Below are 24,035 nucleotides of genomic sequence, written 5' to 3'. Positions count from 1 at the left end.
TAAAGATTTGTCTTTTTTATTAATAGTCATAATATTAAATTATACTTTTTTTTTTTTTTTTGAACGCTAGAAATCTATTTTATGTATTGGCATTTTCATCTTGTTTTTTTATGCTTTAAAAATACTTCTAAATTTTAAAGCATAAAAAATAAATATACCTTTTTTGATATAAAAGTATAGATTTTACTAAATTATGATTTATTTTATAATATAATTTAGTTATAAATTTATAAGAAAATATGATTCTGAAGAAAAAATCTACCTGGGCGGTTATAACCTATGTTAAAAAATAGTAAAAGTAATTTTTGAACTTTCTTCTCTATTGGAATGTGGTTTTGAGTTCAAAGTGCAATTTTAATTTCGGTTGGTGGATATTTGGTTTATGTTTATGATGTTCAAAATCAATATCAATTTTCCAAAATAAGTCAACATCAATTTTGAAATGCTAAAAAAAATGTTCTTACTTTTGAAGGAGTTGAGCCACCCTTTTTTGTTGATGAAATTGATCGAGAAAAAGCAAAAAAAAGACCAAAAACAACAGTAATCGAATCAAAATTAGTCAATAATTTTAATGATTTTCGCGATAAATACGTTTTTGTTAGCAAAAATCCACAACCTTCTTTTCAAAAAAACGGATTAGAATTTAAAAGTAAACAACTACAAAACGCCTATTTAATCAAAAATACTAACGACCTCGTAGATTTAATTATGACTAACAAGAAAAAATCAAACGAAACTTCTCAAGAATTTTTCTTAAGAACTTCTATTGAAAAAGATGTTAATCACTTGCTTAAAGAGGTTAATTTGGCAGAAAAAGATGTGATAATTTTAAATAATTATGTTAGTCAACTTTTTGGAATTTGAGGCGATCGAAGAGAAAAAGGTTTAAATCTTGTTGATTTTAGTTTCGATCAAAAATCTAAAACTATAAAATTAGAGTGAAAATTTCAAAATTATCGCGCAAATGCGGCAATTGTTCAAAAAATTGGCGCTTATGATTGATTTAAATCTTACATCCTTTTGGTCGACAAAAATAAAATTGATACTCTTAAAAACATAAGTTTTGAATCCGTTTTTTCTTAAAAACAAAATTTCTTATTGGTTTCCAAATTCAGTTTTAATAATTGCTAATGAATAAAAAAATCTCATAAAAACTTTTCTAGTTTTTATGAGATTTGTATAAAAACACTGTAATTTACTTGCTAATTTAGAAAATTATTTAACAAAATTACCTAAACGATCAGTTAATTCGCTAACTAAACTTTGTGTTACATCGATTAGTGCGATTACAATTTCTACTTTTGATGCTCAACTTGCTGCAACTAAAGCTGGACGAACAGTTGCTTGTATTCTTCTAACGGTTCCGATTATTGTTAAAACACTTCGAACCCATTTATTAATACTTCCAATAATTCCAAGAACTTGATTTGTGGATGATAAATTGTTTTGTACTTGGTTTGAAATATCAACAGTTGACTGATTTAATTTATTATAAGCTTGTTTGTATTCGACGGCAAGGTAGGTAAGCATTCCACCTGATGCACCCGCAGAAACCGCGGCAACAAAGTTAAAAGTAAATCCATAAGCAACCGCAAGTCCAAAATTTATTGCTGCAAAAACAGCGGATTTTACGTGCGAAGCTCATAGTTTATCCAAAAATCCTTTAACTAAAGGGTCTTTTTTTGGATCCGGAATTCTGATATATTGTGTATTTACTTTTTGGGGATCTCAAGGCAAATACATATTGCCAAAAGGTTTATTATTAGTTAAAATTTCGGTAAAAGTTAGTGAACGACTTTGAAAATTTGTCGCAGTCGGAGAAGCAATACTTGATTTTATTTTTGCATCATATTGACTTTTGATTTTATCAAAATCAATCCCTTTGGTTGCAAGAGTTGATTTTGCTAACTTTTCAAGATCTAAATTTGGGTTTTCCTTAACTTTATCAATAAAGTTGTTAAAATCACTTTTGAATTTAGATGAATTTTTTAGTCTTGTAACATCAGATTGTCCGCCTGAAAAATTAGCAAAATTTTCAGATTCATATGATTCTAGATTTTCAAGCGTGTTTTTAGCTTCTTCTTCTAACGTTGACTTAAATTCTTTGGCAAAATCAGGCGCAGTAGATTTGAAATTGTTACTAATTTTATAGTTTGAAGGGGCGACTGCCGTAATTAAAGGAGTGGAAATCAGCAATGTGGCAAAAGCAAAATTAGTAACATTAGTGAGTTTGAAGATGTTTTTAATTGTTTTTTTGTTTAATTTTGTGGACATTTTTTCCCAGGTTTTAGCAATAAAAAAAAGAGCGTTAACCCTAATTCTTTAAAAAATAAAAAGAACGAAACATGAAAAATATATTGAAAATATATACTATCCAACTTATGAAATTTTATGAAAGGCTATAACTTCAATTATATGATATTTTGAAACTATATTTAAAAAATTATAAAAAAATCTAAAAATTTAGATTTTTTATTTTTCTTATATTTTTAAATTTGGTTGTTATCTATCACTAATTCATCATCTTTTAGTAATTCTTTTTTGTGTCGTAAAATTAGTAACAAAAACATTATCATCGAAATTATTCCAATATAACCAATAAAAAATCCGATAATCGCTGTGATTCTAATTGCCAAAAATCTCGACATTAATAGACGATTTTGCTGAATATCGAGAAAAATTTCTTCTGGTATATTTATTTTTATGATGTAAATTACGAATAAAACCCCAGTTATAGCAGACAATAAAATTCAAATAATTATAAGCGCCAATATGTCTTTAGTTAAAAATACAGGTTCACTGTAGCCGCTAAAAAAACCTTTTAAAATTGGGAGAATGTAAACAAAAAATAAAATTTTTCCAATCACAAATTTTACAGCACGAAATGCAAGTCAAATAAAAATTAAAATTTTAAAAAAACTCAAAAGTCTTTGTTTTTCCTCGTAGTTCATAATATAAAATTATAAAATATTTTTATTATTAAAAGAAAAAATTAGCAAAAAAAATTCACTTTTTCTAAAAATTTATTTTTTCTTAAATTTTTAGCAAAGCTTCTTAATTTTTAAGCCGATCTCTTTGGTTCTTGCAAAACTTAAACGACGTAAAATTCTATGTTTTCCTCCGCCTGAATTTCAAGTTTTTTTCATATATTCGCACGCTAAATTCCGATCAATATTTTTCAAGAATCTTCTGGAGCGACAAACGCAAAAAGTTCAGCTTTTTTAGCAGAATAACTACCACACAAACTTTTTGGAAGGTTTTTTAGCACATCAGCAAGAGTTTTTTTCATTTTCTTGTTCAGGAAATGTGAAACTAGTTTTTGAAACTAAATCATTACGAATTCCAATAACAATTATTCTCTCCCACTTTTGGGCGCGTCATAATCAACTGCGTTAAAAATTTATACTGGATTTTATGCCTTTTTAGCAAAAATCTTGAAAATAGCACTGAAAGTTTACCCTTTATTATGCGAAAAAAGACCTTTTACATTCTCAAAACTCAAAAAGAAACATTTTAGGCTCTAATTGCTCTAAAAAATTAGCATAATGTAAAAAGATTTTGCCACGTTCATCTTAATTCCTTGTTTTTTTCAGCATAACTAAAACTTTGACAAGGCGGTTCGGCAATTATTCCTTCGATTTTCTCATATTTTTTAAGTAGGTTTTTAACTTCTAAATCACTAAATTTACGAATATCAACCGTTGAAACGAGAGTGTTTTTATGATTTTGTTGGTAAGTTTGTGCGGCTCATTCATCTTTTTCAAGCGCAAAAACAGTTTTATACTCTGCCATTTCAAAGCCAGCGCTAAATCCGCCAGCACCAGCAAACAAATCGATAATCTTTTTCATTTATACAAGTTTCTATCTCCAAATTAAGTTTATTTTATCATAATTTTATTTTTAATTTATTGTTTAGAACAATTTATAAATACAAAATTATGATAAAATAACTTTTAAATTCAGGGAAAATTTTAAGAAGTTAACTAGCTTTAAAAGTTTTGCTGTTAGACTTAAGATATATCAATTTTTACTGTTTTTAAATAATTTTTATCAATTTTATACCACTAAATAAAGGTAAAAACCTTTGATTTCAGGGTCTGCTGTGGTATAATTTTCTTATAATCTAATTTTAAAAAAAGGAAACAGTATGGCAAAGAACAAAAATACTTTCATAGGAGCAGCGACGGCGATTGTTGGTGTTGCAGTTTTTGCAACAACCATCGGACTCGTAACCCGTATTCGTTATACAGGCGAGAATCCTCGTGCCGAACTAGAAAATCTAGTCTCTCGTGTTAAAAATGTTGCTTTTAAATCTGACGTTTTTGATAACTCTACTACTTATAAGCAAATAAAAGCGACACTTTTTGACGAAAACGGGAAGTTGTTACCTAACATCGATTTAAATAAATTTATCTCTTTTTACACAACATATAATTCTAAAATTCGTAGATTTGACGTTACTTTTACACCAAATAAGCCTTTTTTTGAATTTGTTAACTTAATTCCAAACGATGAAGACCAAAGTTTTGAACTTCAATTCCGGGCAAAACACCAACTTGATAATAATTACACTGCTTATTCAACAATTTTAAGCAAAAAAATTACTTTTGCACAGCGTTCTCAATTTGCGCTTGCTGATTTTAACGCAAATTTAGAAAAAATCACTGAAAGTTTTAAAGAAAACATTCAAAATTTACGTAAAAAAGATTTGACTAGAAATTTTGCCAGTGAAAATAGTTTGATAATTTCCCAAAAAATTCCTTCACTTACAAGAGTCGAAGATTTTGCTAGTGATATTAATAAATCCGGAACTCAAGAAGAAGCGATTGAGCGAATTTCCCAATATTTTCCTGATTTTCAAAAGATTATTTACGAATTAAACGATGATAAAAATAACAGTTTACCTTTCAGAAAAGGTAAAATTTTTAACTTTAGTTTAGAAAGACATTCCGGAACTAACGATTTTATTGCTCTTGATTCAAATTCAGTACCAAGTTTTTTAGTTAAGGCCGAACTTACAAACGATGCAAAATTTGAACTTAAAGGACTAAACATCCAAGAAGTTCAAATGTTAGAAAAAGTTAATTTAGTTCCGGCATCCGAAAGTGGGAAAAATAAAGAAAAAGAGGTAGAAACTCCAAAAACTGGAGAACAAACTGAAGGGGAAAGTTCAACTTCTACAACTACAGAAGGGGAAAAAACTAAGAAAACTGATAGTAAAAGTCCATCTGTTAGCACGAAATCACCGACTTATTTTGCCGATATTGAGGAAATTTTAAACAAAATCAGTCTTCGAAAACTAGAGTTTAAAGATTTTAAAGTTACATCAAAAAGTGTTGATGATTCATCATCTGCAGCTGCTACTGCTCCTGCCGCAGCCGCAGCTTCTACTTTAGGTAGTCAAACAGAAATTCCTACATTAATTCAAGTATCTTCTACAAATTTTCAACAGCAACAACCTCAACAACAACAGGAAGAATCACAAACTCAAGAACAACAACAGCAAGAATCGCAAGCACAAGAACAACAATCCCAACCTTCTCAAACCGAAGAAACGTCCAAAAAAGAAGATTTGACCAAATATTTAGAAGTTTCTACGCAAAAAGTCAATGATTTTCTTGCTGGATTTAACAAAAAAATCTACCGTTCCTTAAAAGAAAAATCAAAAGCCTTTGTAGATAAAATTAACTCTGATTTGCTAATTAAACCGATTTCATTGGATTTTGGAGAATTTAGCCCTTATTTTAAAGACCGTCAAACTGATGGAGTCGACTATTTTTTGGATGTTGCTAACGCCAAAACCAAAGATGGTTCTGATGGTAAAGAAATTCTTGAAATTCCGGTAACTATTAACCTTTATTCTGGGTTTTTTGGGGATTCAAATAATAAAATTCTCAAATCAAAAAAGACAACTTTTGAAGTTCCTTTTTTCAAAAAAGCAGACGCTTCAACACAAAACGGACAAGCTGATGACAATTTAGACAAAACTCGTAAAGAATTTTATACAGTTGACAGTTTGCCTACAAAATCTTCAGAACCTGTTACTGTCGCGGTTAACGCGGCCACAACATCTTCACCCCAAACTTCTCAACCCAAAAAAATCACAGTTTCTTCTTCGACTGGATACATTTCCAAAGCTGAACTTGAAGCTTTAATCGGTGGAACTAGTTCCGAAACCGACGGTAAAACTACGAAAGAATCAAATGCTGAAGAAATCAAAAAAGTTATTGGAAACCCTTTCCAATATGCTTATAATTTTGATGCAAATGAAGGAATGTTAAAAGCTTGAGTTGGAAAGCAAAACTTTCCCACTTTAAAAGATTTTGCCGATTTCAAAGAAAATAACTCAATTGCTTCTGAATACAAAGTTAAGTCTTTAAAATCTGATAAGTTTTTTGTTAATGATTTTGATGTTGCTGCATTTTATGCACATTTAGCACAAATGGATCCAGCGCAAGTTTTAGAATATCTACTTGAAATTGCAAAAGCACTTAATTTAGTAGATAAATCCACTAAATTAAGTGCTAAAGATATTAGAGATGGTAATGTCTTTAATTCTGCAGCAGGTATTAAACTTAATGTAACAGAAGAAAATCCAGTTTATGCACTTGGTTTCAACAATCAATTTTTAGGATTTGATAATCGAGGTTGAATTTCCAATCTGTTTTTACCAAAAGAAGTTGCTAAAAAATTCACTCAAAATCAAGATGATGATGCAATTTTTGAAGAGTTGAATAAATATTCTTCTGTCGAATTACAAACTGGTGCAGGTGGTTCTGGTTCTGCCGTTGGCGGAAAAGGCGGAAGTGGAACTTCTGATAGTTCGCTTTATGGAGACTTGCAGAAAAAAGCTAGTGAAATTAAAGAAAAATTAAAAACCACAAATTCATCGATACTAAAAGCAACAACAAATGAAAATGGTTCTGGTTCTGCTGGTTCTGCCGTTGGCGGAAAAGGCGGTTCAGGAGTTGCTTCTTCTGATCCAACTTCAATTGAAACAGAAATCAAGAAATTCTTTACCGATAAAACTCAAGAATTCAGAAATTTAAAGGATGTTTTATTAGCTTTTTATTTTAAAGCAAAAGAATTAAACAATTTTAGTGCTTGATCAAAACTTGGCGATGATTTAGATTATAAAATTGTTTTTGAAAAACAAAATGATTCTACAGGTTCAAGTGGTTCTGATTCAACTACCGAACACATTCCTAACGGACTTGAAGCATACAAATTAACTTATCATTACGAAGTTTTTGATGTTAAAACTAAGGATGTTAAATATAAAACCCCAAAAATTGAATTAAGTTTGTGGTTGAACAAAAACGCTTCAAATTCCAAGGAAAAAGAAGAACTTAACAAAGCAGTTTTAACTATTCCGCCTTCATTTTCGTTAGTTTATCTTGGTCAAGATGATTTTGATAAAATTAATAAAAAAGATTCTTCAGATTCTGAAACTTCTCATCATTTCGACAAAACCGAACATTTCAAAAAAATTCAAGCAAAAGTTCAAGAACATAACAAAGATCTTAAAGTTTCTGTTATTTCTGAAGATGAAGATCGTTTTAATCCAAAAAGATACAAAATTGTCAATCTTCAAGTTGAAAAAACTGGCACTCAAGAAAGTCAACCTTCAAACAAATCGGTTTTATATTTCCAAGTTCGTGTTGTTTTAGATGAAACTATTAAAAATTCGTCAGCAACTTCTTCAGTAACTACATCTCCTTCTAATTAAAAACAGAAAAAAAGGACAAAAATGTTTAAAGAAAATGATAAAAATATAAAAAATGGTAAAACGATTATTTCTACTGGATTTTCAGTTACTGCAATTTTAACAACTATAGTTGCTGTTCCAATCGGACTTACAATTTTTGAAAGATCTTATGGATCTCAAGTTTATGGAAATGTTGATAAAAATCAAGTTGTTAATTTAAAAACAGAGACAACTTTTTCTGAAGAAGATTTTATTAATGCTGTTAATAATTTGAAAATTTTTGATAAATACAAAAATTTATCAGCAAAAACGGCGCTGGCTTTAGCAAAAAACCCTTCGTATTCTTTCAACTTTTTACAGGCTTTTGATTTTTCACCAATAACAAAACACAGATTTCGTGTAGTCTTGAACATCGAAAATGCTTCAGTTTCTGGTTCAGAAGTGAAAAATGTTGTTGTTTTTGCACACTCAGATCAGTTGAAACTGACTTATTCAAAAAAAACTGACCTTAGAGGTTTTGCTGCAACTGATACTTCTGATGGAAATTTAGTTAATTTCCAAATTGACCTTGCAAAGTCAAATTTAACAGTTTCTGGTTCAAAAAGTGCAAATTTAATTGCATCTGAGGTTGCTTTCAAAGTTGATAATGACTTTCAAACTGCTTACAAAAAAACTCGCTCACGTTCACAAGCTTTTTCCGATGCTTTGCTCGAAAATGGTCTAAGTTATAATTTAGTTAATAATTTAGGACTTCCAACAATTTTGGAAAAAGGTTATGTTTTAGCACCAAAAACTTCCCTAAATGAAAAAGCTAAACAAGAAAAACTGGTAAAAATCGGCGAAGATGAAAACAAAAGAGTCGAAAATCTCTTAAAAGTTCAGAATTTAGTTTTCAAAAACCTTGATGACAAAAACGGAACACTTTCAATTACTTTTGAGTTATTTGACAAATCTGGAAAATTAGTCCAAGAATTCGACTTTCCGATCACCGGAATTAAAAAATTAGAATATGATGTTAAAAAAGCTGAAAAAGATATTCTTGCAAAAGTTAAAGAATTTGTCCAAGTCAAACCTTTTGTGCAACTTGCACTAGTTCGCGACAAACTTAGTTTGGCGGAAACTATTTACAAAAGCGATACTAATCCAGCTAATTTAGCTAAAGTTTTAGCGAAATTTGGAAAATCTCAAACACCAAAAGCGGAAAAAACTCCTGTTTCTGTGCAAGAATTCCAAGATTCCGGCCAAAGTGGGACTGATGCAGGTAAAAGTTCTGAAAAACCAGGTGAAAAACCTAGTGATGCACCTAAAACTGAACCAAAAACACCTGAAAAATCAAAGGAAACTGAAAAAGTTGAAATTAACCGTGAAGATTTTTCAAGTTTTTTCAATCTTAAATCCAAAGTCATTCCAGTTTCAGAACTTGATTCTTACTTTATCGAAGTAAATTCAATTAATTTTGCTAAAAATTTAACTAAAGAACAAACAGATAAACTTTTACAAGATCAAAAAGTTTCACTTGAAGTTAATTTTAGCGTTAAAAAACAACTTAACGTGCAAGCACCGTATCTTGAAAGCGAATTTGTTAAATCAAATTATTCTCCAGTTTTAAGAACATCACTTTCAAGAGTTGGAAAGGGTAATAATTCCAAAGTAGTTTTACTTGATTTAGGAAGTTTTAAAACTAATATTGATGTTCAACTTGATTATAACGAAAATCAAAGAAAATTATTGTCATCAGTTTTAGAAAAAGACCCGGAAAAACTAGAAAAATTGGAAAATTTGGAGAATTTGAATAGTGAAAGTTCATCTAATTTTGATTTACTTTCTACAACTTTTAAATTCCGTAAAAATCCAAACGAACAACTTTTAACATTAGAACACGTTAAATCTTTAGTTAGCGAAGTCGTTGAGAACGCTAAAAATGGAAAAACTTTTAACGATGTTGCAGCAACACTTCACTTTTTAGATCGCGGATTCCAACCTAAAAATTCAGCTGAACTTGAAAATTATAAGAAACTTTATGCTTCAAAATTTGATAAAGAAGAATCAAAACCAAAACCTGAAGCAGAAGCAGCAAAACCAAAACCAAAACCTGAACCAGAAACAGCAAAACCTAGTGAAAATTCAAGTCAAACTGCAGGAAATGCTGGAAATGCTGGAACTAATGGTTCAACTGAATCATCTAGTTCTTCTTCTGCCTCCACTCCCGAATCTGCAACTTCAGCTTCATCAACTTCGTCTTCCGTTTCAGCAGTCGCAACAACTTTCCAAGAAGCAAAAGAAAGTTCACCTAAAACCTCTAAAGATGATGAAAAAGAAATTATTAAAAACTGATCTTTTGAAGGTTTAGGGGTTAAACTTTGAAAATTCCTGCAAAAATCAAATTATTCTGTTCTCGGCGATACAAATATCAAATATGATGTCCTTAAGAAAAATAAAGAACAAATTGATGTTGTTCTCAGTTTTTCACCAAAAACTGGAAAACCTTCAGATTTGCAAAATGCACAAGTTGTGTTTTCAATCAAAGGTCTAGATGATCAACCTGGTTATGATTTTTTAAGAAGTTACAATCCAACCGTGTTTTTTGATTTTAGGAAAAATCATGAAAGAAATTCAACTGGTCAGATTGATAAAATTTCTGCATTAAATCGAAATGATGCTGTATTTTTAATTAACAAAAGTTCTGCTACTAGCGATAATAACAAAGAGAAACAGCTTTTAAATTCTGTTAATCAAGATGGAATTAGCGTTGAAAAAGCTATTAAAATTGAACAGAAAAAAACAGCACCAGCAGAAAATAGCAAAGATCAAAAAAATGAAACAACTGTTTCCCCCTCTGAAGATTCTCTAATTCTTAAAAAAGGTGTAATTCTTGTTGCGTTTAGTGTTAAAAATGTTTCCGATGGTAAAAAACATCACTTATTTTCATCAAACGAAGGACTTGGGCTTTTTATTAAAAAACAAAAAATGAAGGACAACACTCACAAGTTCATTTTAGGAATAGAGCCGAATCCAAAAGAACCTAACACACCACCAAAAAGTTCAAAATCAACTTTAGCACTAATTTCTGGTCTTGAGGGGCAAACCGAAGCTAATTCAAATTTATTTATCGATGATGAATCTGGAAGTTCAGATAAACCGCCAGAAACTCTAATCTCATTAAACTTTGGCGCTCCACGCGATCCTGATCCTTTCAGGCAAAGAAACATTAACAAAACCGATGTTGATGATTTTGATTTTATTAAAGAAAATCATTTATTATTCTTAACGATTATTAAAAAAGATGACAAATATGATTTTTGATTAACATCAAAAAATGCAAAAAATCCTTATACCCAAAAAATTGCTTCTTTTGTTGATTTATCAGTTTCACGTAGTCATAAAAAAAATCTTAACTGATCAAATTTAGGACCAAATCCACAACCTGAACAACAACAGCAACAACCTCCACAACAGCAACAACATCAAAACCTATCACCTAGAAAGTTAAACGCTGCCACAATCACATTCAAAGGATTTGCAGTTTATGATTCTACAACTTTAGTTAATAACCACGAAGCAGTTTCTGAATTAACAAATCATTTTATTAGAGAATTTAAAGATTAATTTTCAACAAAATTAAATAATTTATGAAAAAAGCACTAATTGCTAAATTAGTGCTTTTTTATTAGACTAACAATCAGTTAACTAGGACACAGACACTAAAACTTAACCTGGGTTTCCCAGTTTTGGTGGTATAATTAATTGTAAATATCAAAAAACACTAATAAATAAGGCTTTGTTTTAAAAAATAATAAGAAAAAAGTACTAACGTTTCATAACAATTATGATATAGTTATTTTAATAATAAAAATGTTAAAAAAGTTGTTCTTTTTTTAGTTTTATAGTAAAAAACCTGATTTGTAAATGCATAATTGTCTCTGATCAAAAATAAAAAGCGACTAGAAATGCATTTTGTTAGCAAAATTTGACAAAAATCAGGGTTATAGGTCAAAAAAATTGTTATGAAATAACGTTAAGTTTTAAAAAGATCACCTAAATTGGGAGGTCTTTTTTAATTAAGCATTTGTAACTGGGAAATTCAGGTAAAACTTAACGTACTTGATAGTATTTTTTGTTTTATTTCTTATTTTTGTAAAAAATATACTAAAAACAAAATTAAATTCATTTTAGTTAATAAAAGTATTTATATTTGATTTAAATCAAATTCACCTGTAATTTTATGTATTTTTTTGTTACCAAACAAAAATTCACCTTTTGGAGTTAGAGTCTGACCATTTTCTAGTAAAAATGATTCTAATTCTAAACTTCAAGAAATTTTAGTTCCTTCTTTTTTTAGTTCTAATTTATTTGTTAATTGAGTTGAATCTAGGTTTACATACTGAATTTGTGGAAAAACAAGTCATTTTTCCGATTTTGTTTCACTCAATTTAACTCATTTATTATTGACATCTGCGTTGATTTCTACATATAATTTATCCAATAACTCTTTTAAAAAGGCGTTTTTTGTAAAATCATTTAGATCTTTTTCTAATAATGTTTTTTTCAGTTCATCACTTAATAATTTCAGTTCTAAATCTTTTTTAGCTAAAGCAATTTGGTAAACATTGCTAGAATTCTTTGCTAAACCTGAAAATTCAACAGATTCAATTTTAGAAAAAAACTCTTTCACATCAGTATTTCCGACTATTTTCCAAAGTTGCAAATTAAGTTTTAATTTACCGTTTTCATCATCAGGTTGAGCACTGACGATATCAAAACCATATTTGTTTTTTTCAACTTCATCAGAATTATCGCTACTAGAAAACTCTACAAAAGCGTCTTTTAATCCAACGCCAAAATTCTGATTAGGTAAAATAAAGTCTAATTTATTAAAAAAAGGTAAAGAAATCACGTCATCTTTGTCTTTATTCAATAAAGCAAAAGCTAAAAATGACGGAAAAATATTTTTAAAACCATCCGGTAAATTTTTTGCTTTTAAAGTGTATTTTTTTTCCCCTTTTTGGTATAAAAGTTTAACTTTTTTAGAATCACGAAGCGATAAATCTTCTTTTGATATCAAAACTAAAAGTACATCTTCGATTGGATCTTTGTTGTTATTACTATTTCCTGTTGTTTTTGCATTCGAAAAATCTAATTTTGCATCATATTTTGCTTCATCAAGACCTTCAATTGGGTCAACGAAATTAACATAAGAAAAATTTTTATAATCATTTTTCCCTTTATAAATTATTGTTTGCGGATACGAGCTTTGCATCGAATTTGTAACATAAAGCGTATTCGGTAAAGTGGAAAGATGCCCTTTTAGCCGTGCTAATTCGATATCAGATTTCTTTTGTTCTTCGCGCGGATTGAAAACTTTGACAATAGGTTTTTCTTTTGGTTTTTCCTTGTTTTTTCCAGAATCTATAGGTTTTTCTTGGGTTTTACCCTTGTTAGGATCGGGTAAAACAGGCTGTTTTTTATCATCATCTATCGCAGGCGGTTTCTCTTTTTTTGGTTTTTCTACTGTAATATCAGGTTTTTCAGGTGGTTCAGTAGGTTTTTCAGGTGCTTTTGGTGGTAGCGGATCTGGTTTAGGTTTTACAGATAAAATTGGGTTTTTTATTTCACCGTTAGAATCGCCAGGTTTTTGATTTTCATTATTATTATTATTATTATTTGGATTTTCCACTTTTTCTTTTTTGGATAGTGGAACATTTGAAGCAACAGAACATCCGGCTGATAAAAGAAAAATTGCCGAAAAATTAGAAAATAAAAGCATTCACTTTTTCTTTTTCATTGTTTCCATAATAAATAATTTTACAATATTTAGGATAAATTTTCTAAAAATAACAAAAAAGGCTATAAATTACTAACTATTTTTGTTTTTTTCAAGATCGAAAGAACCTTGAATTACATGAGTTTTCTTTTCGCCCAGCAAGTAATCACGACTTTGGGGGGTTAATGTTTGATTTTTTGACAATAAATAAGTATTTAATTCAAATTTTCAATTAATTTTATTATCTTCTCTTGTTAAAGTTAGATTTTGGATAAATTTTGTCGAATCTAAATTTAAATATTGAATTTGTGGATAAATTAATCAGTTATCTGCCCTTAATTTAGCGACTTCTATTCATTTTTCGTTCATATTTAAATTTTGATTAATCCGAATGTGTAAATTTTCAAATAAAAGTTTTAGGAAACGATTTTTTGTAAATTCAGAGTTCAGATCATTTTCTGATAGTTTCTTTTTTAACTCTAAATCTGATAATTTTTGCTCAAATTTTCCCCTTTCAGCAACCTCAAATTTGTACTCTTTATTAGAATTTTTTGCAAATCCTGTAATTTCAACTGTTGATATTTCAGGAAAAAACTCCTTGTTATCAGTATTTGAGTTTTTAGCTACTCTTCAAATTTGTAAATTTAGCTTTAATTTTCCACTTTTATCATCAGGCTGAGCACTGACAATTTCAAAATTGTATTCATATTTGTCTTTTTCAGAATCGCTAGCCTTTAAGTCAACAAAGTCATTTTTAAGCCCAACTCCAAAATTTCGATCCTTAAGAATAAAACCTAAATCATTAAAAAAAGGCAATGAAATTACGTCATTTTTGTCTTTATTTAAAAGAAGAAACGCTACGAAAGAAGGAAAAATATTGTTAAATTCAGCGGGTAATTTTGCTTTTAATTCAAAACTACTTTCTATTTTGTTATAAAAAAGACTAACATATTTTCAAAAACTAATATTAGAATTAGTTTTTGAAAATAACACTAATTTTACTCTTTCAATCGGAAATTGGTTTTTCGTCTTTTCTTTGCTTGTTGCCTCTGAAAAATCTAATTTAATTTTGTATTTTTCTTCATCCAACCCGTTAATAGGGTTAATAATATTGAAGGGTAAATCTTTTAAACTATTATTTCCGTTATAAATTAATGTTTGAGCATTTTTTTCTAGGTTAGTTTTAGAAATTTGAAAAGCCGTTGGCAAAATGGAAAGATGACCTTTTAACTGTGCTAATTCGGCATCAAAATTTTTTTGTTCTCTATAAGGATCGAAATCATCAACGAGTTTTTTTTCTGTATTTTGTTGATTTTTTTCTTCCATTTTTTTATCAACAGGAATTGAACCTTTTTTAGGTGGTGAAAAACTTTCGTTTTTCTCTTCTTTTTTTGGTTTAGAAGGCGGTTCGACTTTTTCTAATTTAGAATCTGGTTTTTGGTTATCTTTTTTCTGATTTTGATCGTTATTTGGTAAGTTTTTATCTGTTAAATCCTGTTTTTTCTGATTTTCTTGGTTTCCAGGTTCGGGTTTTTTAACTAAATCGCTAGAATTTTGTGACTGATTTCCTTGCTTATCATTTTTAGGCAGGTTGTTCTTTTGTCCGCTTTCACTGCTTTTGGGTTCAGGTTGGGTAGTTTTTCCTGGTTTTTTTTCAGAAATTGGTACATTTGAAACCACAGAGCAACCTGAAGATAATAAAAACAATGGCACTAAAGTTGTTAGTGTCACTGTTTTTATCTTTTTACTAATTTTTAGTTTACTTTTGTTTGTTTTCACAATATTTTATAAAAAATTGACTAAATATTTATTATATGAATAAAGAAAAACTAACTTTTTTCGTTGCGTGAAAGTGTGCGAAAACCTGATTCTGTGACTAAAACAACATCTTCAATTCTTGCTCCACCCAACCCAGGAATATAAATTCCAGGCTCGACAGTAATTACCATCCCAGGTTCTAAAATTGTTTCGCTATTTAAACTAACAACTGGCAATTCGTGAATGTCGATTCCAACGCCGTGTCCAGTTGAATGCACAAAATATTGACCATAACCTTTTTCGTTAATATAATCGCGGCAAGCACGGTCAATTTCAGATGCTTTTATCCCAGGTTTTACGGTTTTTCTTCCAATTTCAGCAGCTTTTTTAACAATTTCAAGAATTTCTAATTTTTTTTCACTAATTTCACCAAGATAAGAAGTTCTGGTAATATCAGCACAATATCCGTTAAAAAGTGCGCCAAAGTCGATTTTTAAGAGATCGTTATTGGCAATTTTTGCAGAACTTGCTCTTCAATGTGGCATCGCTGAATTTGCACTAGTTGCGATAATTGAATCAAAAGATTCTTTTTCGGCACCAAGTAACTTCATTTGGTAATTTAGTTCGATATCAACGTCTTTTTCAGTCATTCCAGGTTTGATTTTTGGGAATATTTTGCTGTAAGCATCAAGGGAAATTTGAACCGCTTTTTCGATATTGGCAATTTCTTCATCGGTTTTAATAATTCGAAAAAGTTGAGCTTGAAGTTTAATAAATTCAGCTTTAGGAAATCAAGTTTTAATTTTGTCTAATTGCTCAACTGTTAAATATTCAGTTTCAATTCCGATTTTTTTATAAGATTTTTTTTGAAAAAAATCGTCAAGATTAGCTTTAGTAGTTAAAAAAACTTCACAGTTTTGCGCATCTTTTTCCGCTTTTTCGATATAACGACCATCAACAAACAAAAATGCTTTATTTTTTTCAATAAATAAAAGACCATCAGATGCTGCAATTTTTGTAAATCAAAACCGAGTTTGATAAGAAAAAGAAATCACTACATCTAAATTATTTTCTAAAAATGCTTTATCCAAATATTTACGGTTCATCTTATTTTTTCTCACGGTGCAATGTGTGTTTGTTGCATTTGTGGCAATGTTTTTTTACTTCAATTTTTTCAGGTTTAGTTTTTTTGTTTTTTTTAGTTATATAATTTTCCATTTTGCAATCAGTACATCTTAGAGTTAGACCTTCTCTTGGCATCGTTTTTCCTTTTTCATAATTTTATTATTTTTACTGAAAAATAAATTATACCATAATTTATTTTTTTAATAAGCAAAAAGCCAATTATTGTAGTTCGTCTTTTAAAAGTTCGCGTGCTTTTGAGAGTTCAACAGAAAAAATTGAACTTACTCCCCGTTTTTGCATCGTGATTCCTAAAAGTTGATCTACTCGCGACATCGTCCCGTGACGGTGGGTGATGATTAAAAATTGTGTGTTTTGCTTTAATTGTTTTAAAAATTCAACATAACGGATGACATTTGCTTCATCAAGTGCGGCTTCAACTTCATCGAGAATGCAAAGCGGAATCGGTCTTGCTTTGATAATTGAAAATAAAAGCGAAATTGCAATAATCGCTTTTTCACCCCCTGAAAAAAGGCGAATATTTTTAATAGTTTTTCCAGGAGGTTGCGCACTTATTTCAATTCCAGAATTTAGAATATCATTTTTGTCACTAAAGTAAATTTTCGCACTTCCGCCGCCGAACATATTTTGGAAAACTAAATTAAATTCAGAGTTAACTAGATCGACAATTTCCTGTGTTTTTGCAATGATGATTTTATCCAAATCGGAAATTACTTCCAAAATTTTTGATCTGGCAACTTCAAGTTCGTTCTGACTTTTCTTTAGTTTATCAAGACGTTCTGAAGTTTGTTCAAAATCTTGAATCGCATCTAAATTAATGTTTCCAAGGGCTTTAATTTCTGCATTTAAACTATTTACAAATTCACGGGCAACATCAATTTCAATTTCAAGTTCGTATTTTTCAGCAGCAGCTTCAAAAGTTAAATTATATTTTTGTGATAAATTATTTTTTAAATTTGTTAGTAAAAATTCGCACTTATCTTTAAGGTTTTGCTTTTGATTCAAATCAGCATTGATTTTACGCTGTTTTTGATTAAGTTGTTGCACTAAAATTGTTAGTTCATTAATTTGGTCATCAAATTGTTGTTTCTCACTGATTAGAATTTTATTCTCATTTTCGTAAACTGAAATTAAATTCTCGAGTTCAATTTTTTCCTTCAAAGTGCGACTTATTGTCAAATCAACATCATCTGTTTGGTTGATAGTTTCTTCAAGACCTTCGTTTTCAGCTTTAATTGCAATTAGTTCATTTTTTGCAATAGTAAATTTTTGCTCTAAATCATTGAGATTCATCTCTGTTTGTTGCAAAAGCACGCTTTCTCGCGTAATAATTTGCTCAAATTGGTTAGATTGTAATTTAAATTGTTGAATTTTTTCTTCAAAAAAATTCAATTTATTTTTAAGTTCATCAATTTTATACTGTATTGAAAAAGTTGAATCTGTTTTTTGTTTATGACCACCAGAAATTATCCCGCTAGTTCGAATGATATCACCCTCTAAAGTTACGATAACGTATTTGTGATCGACAAATTTTGCAATTCGGTTTGCGGATTCAACTTTGTCAACAACAATGATTCCACCAAGTAAAAAATCAACTAAAACTTGGTATTTTTTATCAAAATCAATTAAATTACTAGCTAAATCAATGAAACCTTTTTGTGAATCTAAATGATTAAGATACAAATCGGAAATAAAACGCGGTTTTAAAGTTGAAAGTGGAATAAAAGTTGCACTTCCAGCATAATTTTTTTTCAAAAAATTAATTGCAGCAACAGCAGTTTCAGGTTGATCGACGACAATTTGTTTCAAAGTTGAACCTAGAGCAACTTCGATTGCATCTGTATATTTTTCAGAAATTTTAATTAAATCACTAACAAGTCCGCAGTATCCAGGAAAAAGAAAACTGTTTTCAACGATGACTTTTGTTCCTTTTGGCAAAAAAGCCATTGATTCAAGTGCTTTTTGCAACTCGGAAATTCTAGTTTGGGCAATTATTTTGTCAGAATTTAAATTATAAAGTGTCTTTTCAATTTCAGTTTTTTTGCTTCTGGAGAAATTAAGTTTTGCTTCGATTTCTTGTTTTTTTGCTTTATTTTCCAGTATTAATTTTTCAAAATTATCCTTTTGAGTAGAAATTTGACTGTATTTTTGTTTAAGTGCAGCCATTTTTTGCTCAAAATTGACACTAACTTCGCTTGATAAAATCATTTCCTGAAGTTGGGTTGCTTTTGCATAAGCTAAATTAATAGAATTAATTTGCTCTTTTAGTTCGTTAATTTTGGCATTTTTTTCGCTAATTTCAGCTTCAATTTTTACTCTTTTTTGCGTATTGTCAACGATTATTTTCTCGTTTGATTCAATTTCACTTAAAAATTTTGGTTCTTGAAACTTTAGTTCATTTAATTCTTCATTTACTTGAGTCAAATTTGATTGAAATTTTTTGATATCACTAACAATCAAACCGACTTCAACAGATTCTAATTGCTTTGATTTTTCAAGGTAAATTTTTGCATTATTTGCCTGTTTTTCAAGTTGTTTTACTTGTTTTTCAAGCTCTTTTATACGAATTTCAATTTTTTCAATTCCAAGAAGAGTTTGGTCAAGTTTGCTAATTGCCTCAGCTTTGTCAATTTTATATTTAGCGGTTCCGGCAACTTCTTCGATTACTTGTTTTCGTTGTTCGGGAGTTGATTCTGCAATTTCAGAAATTGTTCCCTGTGAAATAATTGCCAGTGATGACTTCGAAATTCCCGCTTCAATTGCTAAATTACGAATATCTTTATACCGAACTGGTTGATCATTATAAAAATATTCGTTAGTGCCTTGACCTCTTTTAATAACTCGCGAAATTGTAAAAATTTGTGCGCTATCTTCGCGAGTTTCATCGTTAAACGTTAGTTTTACCATCGCTTTATCGACAGGTGAAACTGTTTTTGAACCAGCAAAAATGACATCGTCCATATTGTGGCCACGAAGTTGTTTTACTGATTTTTCCCCTAAAACCCATTTAATTGCATCGTTTATGTTTGATTTTCCGGATCCATTTGGACCGATTATTCCGACAACAGAACCATCGAATTTAATACTTACAGGTTCAGCAAAAGATTTAAAACCTTCAATTTCAATTTTAATTAATTTCATAATTTCACGATCAACAAAATAAATATTTGAATTTCATTATTATTATAATAAAGTTTTGCAAAAAGTCTATAAAAAACAAAGGTTTTTTTATTCCAAAATTAATTCAGTCTATTTTTTAAAAATTATATCCATAAAAATAAAAACCTAAACTGAATTTAGTTTAGGTTTTTAAAATTTTTAAAAATAAATTAATTAAATTTAATAATTTTATGAAGAAACTCCACTTGTTGAACCAGATGTGCCAGGTTGTGTCGCTGCAGGTTTTGCAGGTTTTGGTGCTGCTGGTTTTGCTGGTTTTGGCGTTGTAGGATTTTTTAGCCGATCTAGCAGTTTTTTTAGACTCTCTCTATTTATTTTTGGTCGACTTTTGGTGGACCCTCCACCACCTAAGAAAAGCGGCACAAGTTTACCAAAAATACGGATAGTTAAAACATCTCTAGTTAATTTTTCTACTTTCCCAGGTGCGCCATTTGATTCTAAAACTTCAACAATTGCTTTAACAAGTTCGTCAGCGAGAACGACGTCTTTTTTACTAATTAGTGATTTTAATTTTTCCTGAATTACTTCTAAATCTTTCAAAAGTGATCCAGATGGTTCAAAATCTTTTAGTCGATCACCTAAAAATCCTTTTGCAGGCGAACTTTCCAAAAGATCCTTAATATTTATACCGCCTAAAGCTTTTGATCCTAAGAAATTTTTAATTATATTTGTAAAGAGAACTTTGTCATTCTTAACAGCATCTTCTTGGTTTTTGTCAAATGTGGACTTACTATCGATAAATTCACTAGTATTTTTATTTTCGTTCAATTTATTTAGTAATTCTTTGTTTGTTTTAGCAAAACTACTTACATCAATAATTTGTTTATAAGTAGGTTTTCCATCAACTATGTCATCAAAATTTTTGCTGTTTTTTAAATCAGAAACTGAAGAATCACCTTCTTCGTTAGGGTTTGTTGCTAATTTTAAAAGAAGTTGATGAGCAATTTTTTTATACCCTTGAATTTGTGGGTGAATATCTAATTTTGTTGCTGAAAATTTTTCATCATTTTCATTTCAAAGACTTTTATCGTAAACATCAACATAATTTTCTTGATTTTTAATAGCAACTTCACGAATAATTTTATTTATTTTTTCAGTACTACTTTGTATAAAATCAAGTTCAATTTTAAGCTCGTTATGTAAAAGATGCTGTAAAACACGGACTAAAGTTGAATTAGGTATTTTATATCCAATTAAATTTATTCGAAGATTGGGATTGATTGCTTTTAATTCCTTAATTAAATTATCAAGATTGGTTTTTAACTCATCAATTTTTTCATTAACTTTAGATTTTAAGTAAGATCCTATAATTTCTTCTCGTTTTTTACTTTTATCAGCATCAATTAATTTTTTTAGTTCTTCATTATCTTTTGATCCTGGAATAAAAAATTTTGTAAATTCAGTAATGACAACAAAAGGATCGTTTGCACCAACTGACATTGTTAACAAGTTAGCGTTCTTAATTTTGCTAATTAATTCAGGATAAGAATCTTTGTCAAACTTACCAAAAACAGAGTTAATTTCATTAAATTTCTCATTTCCAGTATACCCTGAAACTAAAGGGTTATCAGAAACTTTCCCTTTTGGATATTTTTTGGGGTTAATAAGATTTAGTCAATTTTCTGTTGTTGTTCCAGAAATAGCCAAATTATCATAAGAAACTAGCGAATTTTTGTTAATTTTTTGCAAATAATGAGCAAAAAATGCAGGATACGATTGCCCACTTAAATTTCCGTCTTTATCCATTTTACCTTGAAAATCACGGTAAGTGTCTTGGTTAAAACCGGCAGTCACTGAATCACCAATTGCCAAATAATTTACTTTTGAAAGCAAATTGCTTTGATCTTGAGCGACGATAGAACATCCAGCAGCAATAAGCATTGGGAAAATGGTGATAGGCGCTAACCCAAGTGATATCAGTTTAATTTTTTTTTCTTTTATATTAAACTTCATAATAAGCTCTCCATAAAATTTATATTTATAAAATTATACCAAAATAGATATGAAAAGAGTTATAACTTAACAAAATGAGTACTAAAAATTAGGAAAAATTCTTTTTAAATTCATATTTTTTTCTAATTTTGGATCTAAAATTAGAAAAAACCTTTATTTATATAAGTATGTGAAAAGCATGACTCTAAAAAATTAAGAAAGGGGCTTTAATTTTTCTAATTCAACTCATTTTTATATCACAGGTCTTCTAAATTTGCTTAAAAATATACTAAAAAATTCAAAAAACAAAACTAAATAGATACTTAACAAACATTTTCATAGTTAAAATAAGATGTTTAGTTCTTAAATTAACTATGATTTTTAGTTGGATTTTTAAATTAAAAAGATAAATTTTAGTATAATTTTAACATTAACTAGAAAAATAATACATTAAATTAAAAAATTACTAAAAGTTCTTAACAGCAAAATGATAATAAAATTACGAATAGTTCTTTTTTCACTAGTTTGATTGCTAAAGTTACGTAAAATACGTTCTGTTTGAAAAAAACACACCAAAAAAAAAGTTGAATTAAGCGCAGAATTTAGAAGCAATTTGATTTTGAGTTACTCAAAATTCATTTTAAAACTTTTTTCGATTAAAGTAAAAGTTTTTGGTTATGAAAATTTACCAAAAAATGCATCTGTTATTATAGTTAATCGCAATTCAATTGTTGACCATTTTATTTTATTTTCAGCACTCGAGAATCATGAAAAAGGGGAAGATGAAGTTAATCCTATTTTGAGTTTTTTGCTTCAAAAAGAATATTATAATCGTAAAAATAAATGAATTTTTGGTTCACTTGACTCACTTTTTTTGACTGATGATCAAAAAAAAAACAATTTAGAATTAAATAATTTTCTTAAATCTGTACGTGAAAAGAGATCTTTTGGAGTTGTTTTCTCAAAAGAGGTGAACCAAAATTCGACATTTCAATTCCCGATTGATATTTTTAGTGCCACTAAAAAAGTCGGGCTCCCAATTGTCCCTATCACAATTAATTTTTCTGATAAAAATTCTCATAAAACAAGTCGAAAAAAAGTCCAAAATGTTGAAGTTTTAATTCATAAACCAATAAAAACAGGCACTGTTTTTTCACAAACAAGCAAATCTTTGTTTCTGGCAACAAAAAAAGCAATTTTTGAATCTTACAATGGTGATAAATAATGAATTTTGATAGTAATTTTGATATAAAATTAAGCAATTTTTCTGGTCCTCTAGAGTTACTTCTTGATCTTGTTAAGTCAAAAAACATTAATATTCTTGATGTCGATCTTGTTGATCTTGCAAGTCAATATGTGAATATAATTGATAATTTAAAGCAAAAAAATATCCAAGTTGCCGGCGAATATTTAGTAATTGCTGCTACTTTAGTTCATTTAAAGTCAAAAATTCTTTTATTAGGTGATACAGAGGAAAAATTAGATCCTGAAGTTGAACAAGACAGAATTGAATTTTTAGCTCTTCTTTCCGACTACCAGCAAATTAAAAATATTGCTAATATGTTAAAAGAACAACAAGAACACCGAAACGACTATTTTGAAAAAAGTACTTCAAATTACAGCGATTTTCGCCGTCCCAACGATCCTAGCCAACTTGATGGACATTCATCTCAACCTATTTTGGTCAAAGTTTTAAAACTAATGTTTGATCGGACAAGAGCAAAAAATCGACTTAAAATCAGTACAAAGCAAGTTCAAGTTACTGCTGATCAGCAAACTTTGTGACTTAAAAATCTTTTGGAAAATAAAAGTCAAGTTGATTTTTCCGAGTTTTTTTCACTTCCAACTATGAAACATTTTGTAATTACAATGATTTCGATGCTCGAAATGGCGAAAAAGCAAGTTTTACACTTAAAACAACAAAGACAATTTTCCGAAATTTTAATTTTCCGTGGAGGTTTTGATGAAAACTAGAATTATTGAAGCAATTTTGTATTTGCAAGGTGAAAAAGGACTTTCATCACAACAGCTCCAAAATTGTCTAAAGTTAGCAAAAATCAATGAAGCCCGTAAACTTTTAAAAGATTTTGCTGTTCAATTTAATCGTCAAAAACGAGGAATTTTGGTCGTCGAATTTGATGATGTTTTCAAATTTGTTACCGCAAAAGACTTAAAACCTTTCATAATCGACTTTGTTAGTAACGAAAGAAAATACCGTCTTAGTAATTCTTCAATTGAAGTTGCAGCAATTATCGCTTACAAACAACCAGTAACTAGAAGTACAATTGCACAAATTCGCGGCGGAATTAACTCAGATTATATTGTCGGTTCGTTATTAGCGAAAGGGATTATCGAGGAATTAGGAACTGCATCGACCCCGGGAAATCCGACTCTTTATGGGGTAACTTCGCGATTTTTTGATTATTTTAAATTAAGATCAGCAAAAGATCTACCAAAATTTAAAGAATTCGACCTTTTTAGTAACAGTGAGGAAAATTCTCAAACTGAAAGTTTCGACCTTTTTTCTTCACAACGTGAAACTGATGAATAAAA

Annotated in this window: 17 protein-coding genes (1 of these 17 running past the window's edge); 6 read left to right on the top strand and 11 right to left on the bottom strand. The window is 29.3% G+C overall.

Features of this window, described 5'->3' with window-relative positions; all coding sequences use genetic code 4:
- Positions 1 to 30: the start of a hypothetical protein gene (locus tag MDIS_RS03840; protein WP_044635711.1), read on the bottom strand. Its footprint begins 432 nt before the window's first position; 30 of the gene's 462 nt are visible here — the first part of the coding sequence; its start codon is at positions 28 to 30; the stop codon falls past the left edge of the window.
- 249 nt (positions 31 to 279) lie between these two features.
- Here MDIS_RS03840 and MDIS_RS03835 point away from each other — a divergent pair, with 249 nt between their 5' ends.
- Positions 280 to 1,083: a hypothetical protein gene (locus MDIS_RS03835; RefSeq protein ID WP_044635710.1), complete on the top strand. Its 804-nt coding sequence runs from the start codon at positions 280 to 282 to the stop codon at positions 1,081 to 1,083.
- Between the two features lie 132 nt (positions 1,084 to 1,215).
- Here the strand turns inward: MDIS_RS03835 and MDIS_RS03830 are convergent, their stop codons facing one another.
- From MDIS_RS03830 to MDIS_RS04020, 4 genes are all read right to left on the bottom strand, one after another.
- Positions 1,216 to 2,274: a hypothetical protein gene (locus MDIS_RS03830; protein ID WP_044635709.1), complete on the bottom strand. Its 1,059-nt coding sequence runs from the start codon at positions 2,272 to 2,274 to the stop codon at positions 1,216 to 1,218.
- A gap of 215 nt (positions 2,275 to 2,489) precedes the next feature.
- Complete coding sequence (locus MDIS_RS03825) at positions 2,490 to 2,951, bottom strand: hypothetical protein (RefSeq protein ID WP_129640163.1); 462 nt, start codon at positions 2,949 to 2,951, stop codon at positions 2,490 to 2,492.
- Between the two features lie 206 nt (positions 2,952 to 3,157).
- Entirely contained in the window at positions 3,158 to 3,289 is a 132-nt protein-coding gene (locus tag MDIS_RS04500; protein WP_276240847.1) for a hypothetical protein, read from the bottom strand.
- 248 nt (positions 3,290 to 3,537) lie between these two features.
- On the bottom strand, positions 3,538 to 3,849 hold the full coding sequence (locus tag MDIS_RS04020) for a DNA cytosine methyltransferase (RefSeq protein ID WP_052506243.1): 312 nt from the start codon (positions 3,847 to 3,849) through the stop codon (positions 3,538 to 3,540).
- A 298-nt stretch (positions 3,850 to 4,147) separates the two neighbouring features.
- On the opposite strand from MDIS_RS04020, the gene MDIS_RS03815 reads away from it, so the two are divergent.
- A complete protein-coding gene (locus MDIS_RS03815; protein WP_052506242.1) occupies positions 4,148 to 7,729 on the top strand; it encodes a P97 family adhesin in 3,582 nt (1,193 codons plus the stop codon).
- Between the two features lie 21 nt (positions 7,730 to 7,750).
- The gene (locus tag MDIS_RS04015; protein WP_052506241.1) at positions 7,751 to 11,314 is read left to right on the top strand and encodes a P110/LppT family adhesin N-terminal domain; all 3,564 of its coding nucleotides are present in this window, start codon (positions 7,751 to 7,753) and stop codon (positions 11,312 to 11,314) included.
- Between the two features lie 580 nt (positions 11,315 to 11,894).
- On the opposite strand, the gene MDIS_RS03805 is transcribed toward MDIS_RS04015, so the two are convergent.
- The 6 genes from MDIS_RS03805 to MDIS_RS03780 all read right to left on the bottom strand — a co-directional run bounded on the left by MDIS_RS03805 (position 11,895) and on the right by MDIS_RS03780 (position 21,503).
- Entirely contained in the window at positions 11,895 to 13,499 is a 1,605-nt protein-coding gene (locus MDIS_RS03805; RefSeq protein WP_232034217.1) for an LppA-related lipoprotein, read from the bottom strand.
- Between the two features lie 63 nt (positions 13,500 to 13,562).
- Positions 13,563 to 15,248, bottom strand: a complete 1,686-nt coding sequence (locus MDIS_RS03800) for an LppA-related lipoprotein (protein WP_129640162.1) — start codon at positions 15,246 to 15,248, stop codon at positions 13,563 to 13,565.
- 50 nt (positions 15,249 to 15,298) lie between these two features.
- A complete protein-coding gene (locus tag MDIS_RS03795; protein ID WP_044635706.1) occupies positions 15,299 to 16,333 on the bottom strand; it encodes an aminopeptidase P family protein in 1,035 nt (344 codons plus the stop codon).
- A gap of 1 nt (position 16,334) precedes the next feature.
- Positions 16,335 to 16,487, bottom strand: a complete 153-nt coding sequence (rpmG, locus tag MDIS_RS03790; RefSeq protein WP_044635705.1) for a 50S ribosomal protein L33 — start codon at positions 16,485 to 16,487, stop codon at positions 16,335 to 16,337.
- An 84-nt stretch (positions 16,488 to 16,571) separates the two neighbouring features.
- Positions 16,572 to 19,511, bottom strand: coding sequence for an AAA family ATPase (locus tag MDIS_RS03785; RefSeq protein ID WP_044635704.1), 2,940 nt, complete (start codon positions 19,509 to 19,511; stop codon positions 16,572 to 16,574).
- Between the two features lie 207 nt (positions 19,512 to 19,718).
- Positions 19,719 to 21,503, bottom strand: a complete 1,785-nt coding sequence (locus MDIS_RS03780; RefSeq protein WP_052506239.1) for an SGNH/GDSL hydrolase family protein — start codon at positions 21,501 to 21,503, stop codon at positions 19,719 to 19,721.
- 466 nt (positions 21,504 to 21,969) lie between these two features.
- Here MDIS_RS03780 and MDIS_RS03775 point away from each other — a divergent pair, with 466 nt between their 5' ends.
- The 3 genes from MDIS_RS03775 to scpB are packed head-to-tail and all read left to right on the top strand — an operon-like array spanning position 21,970 to position 24,033.
- Positions 21,970 to 22,707, top strand: a complete 738-nt coding sequence (locus tag MDIS_RS03775; RefSeq protein ID WP_044635703.1) for a lysophospholipid acyltransferase family protein — start codon at positions 21,970 to 21,972, stop codon at positions 22,705 to 22,707.
- A complete protein-coding gene (locus MDIS_RS03770) occupies positions 22,707 to 23,456 on the top strand; it encodes a segregation/condensation protein A (protein WP_044635702.1) in 750 nt (249 codons plus the stop codon). Before MDIS_RS03775 ends, MDIS_RS03770 begins: the two co-directional genes overlap by 1 nt.
- Positions 23,446 to 24,033: an SMC-Scp complex subunit ScpB gene (scpB, locus tag MDIS_RS03765; RefSeq protein WP_044635701.1), complete on the top strand. Its 588-nt coding sequence runs from the start codon at positions 23,446 to 23,448 to the stop codon at positions 24,031 to 24,033. Before MDIS_RS03770 ends, scpB begins: the two co-directional genes overlap by 11 nt.
- Positions 24,034 to 24,035 lie beyond the last annotated feature (2 nt).

The sequence above is a fragment of the Mesomycoplasma dispar genome, from assembly GCF_000941075.1.
Classification (GTDB): domain Bacteria; phylum Bacillota_I; class Bacilli_A; order Mycoplasmatales; family Metamycoplasmataceae; genus Mesomycoplasma; species Mesomycoplasma dispar.
Note: the sequence above shows the minus strand (reverse complement) of the source record. Positions and strands in the feature narration are given on the sequence as shown.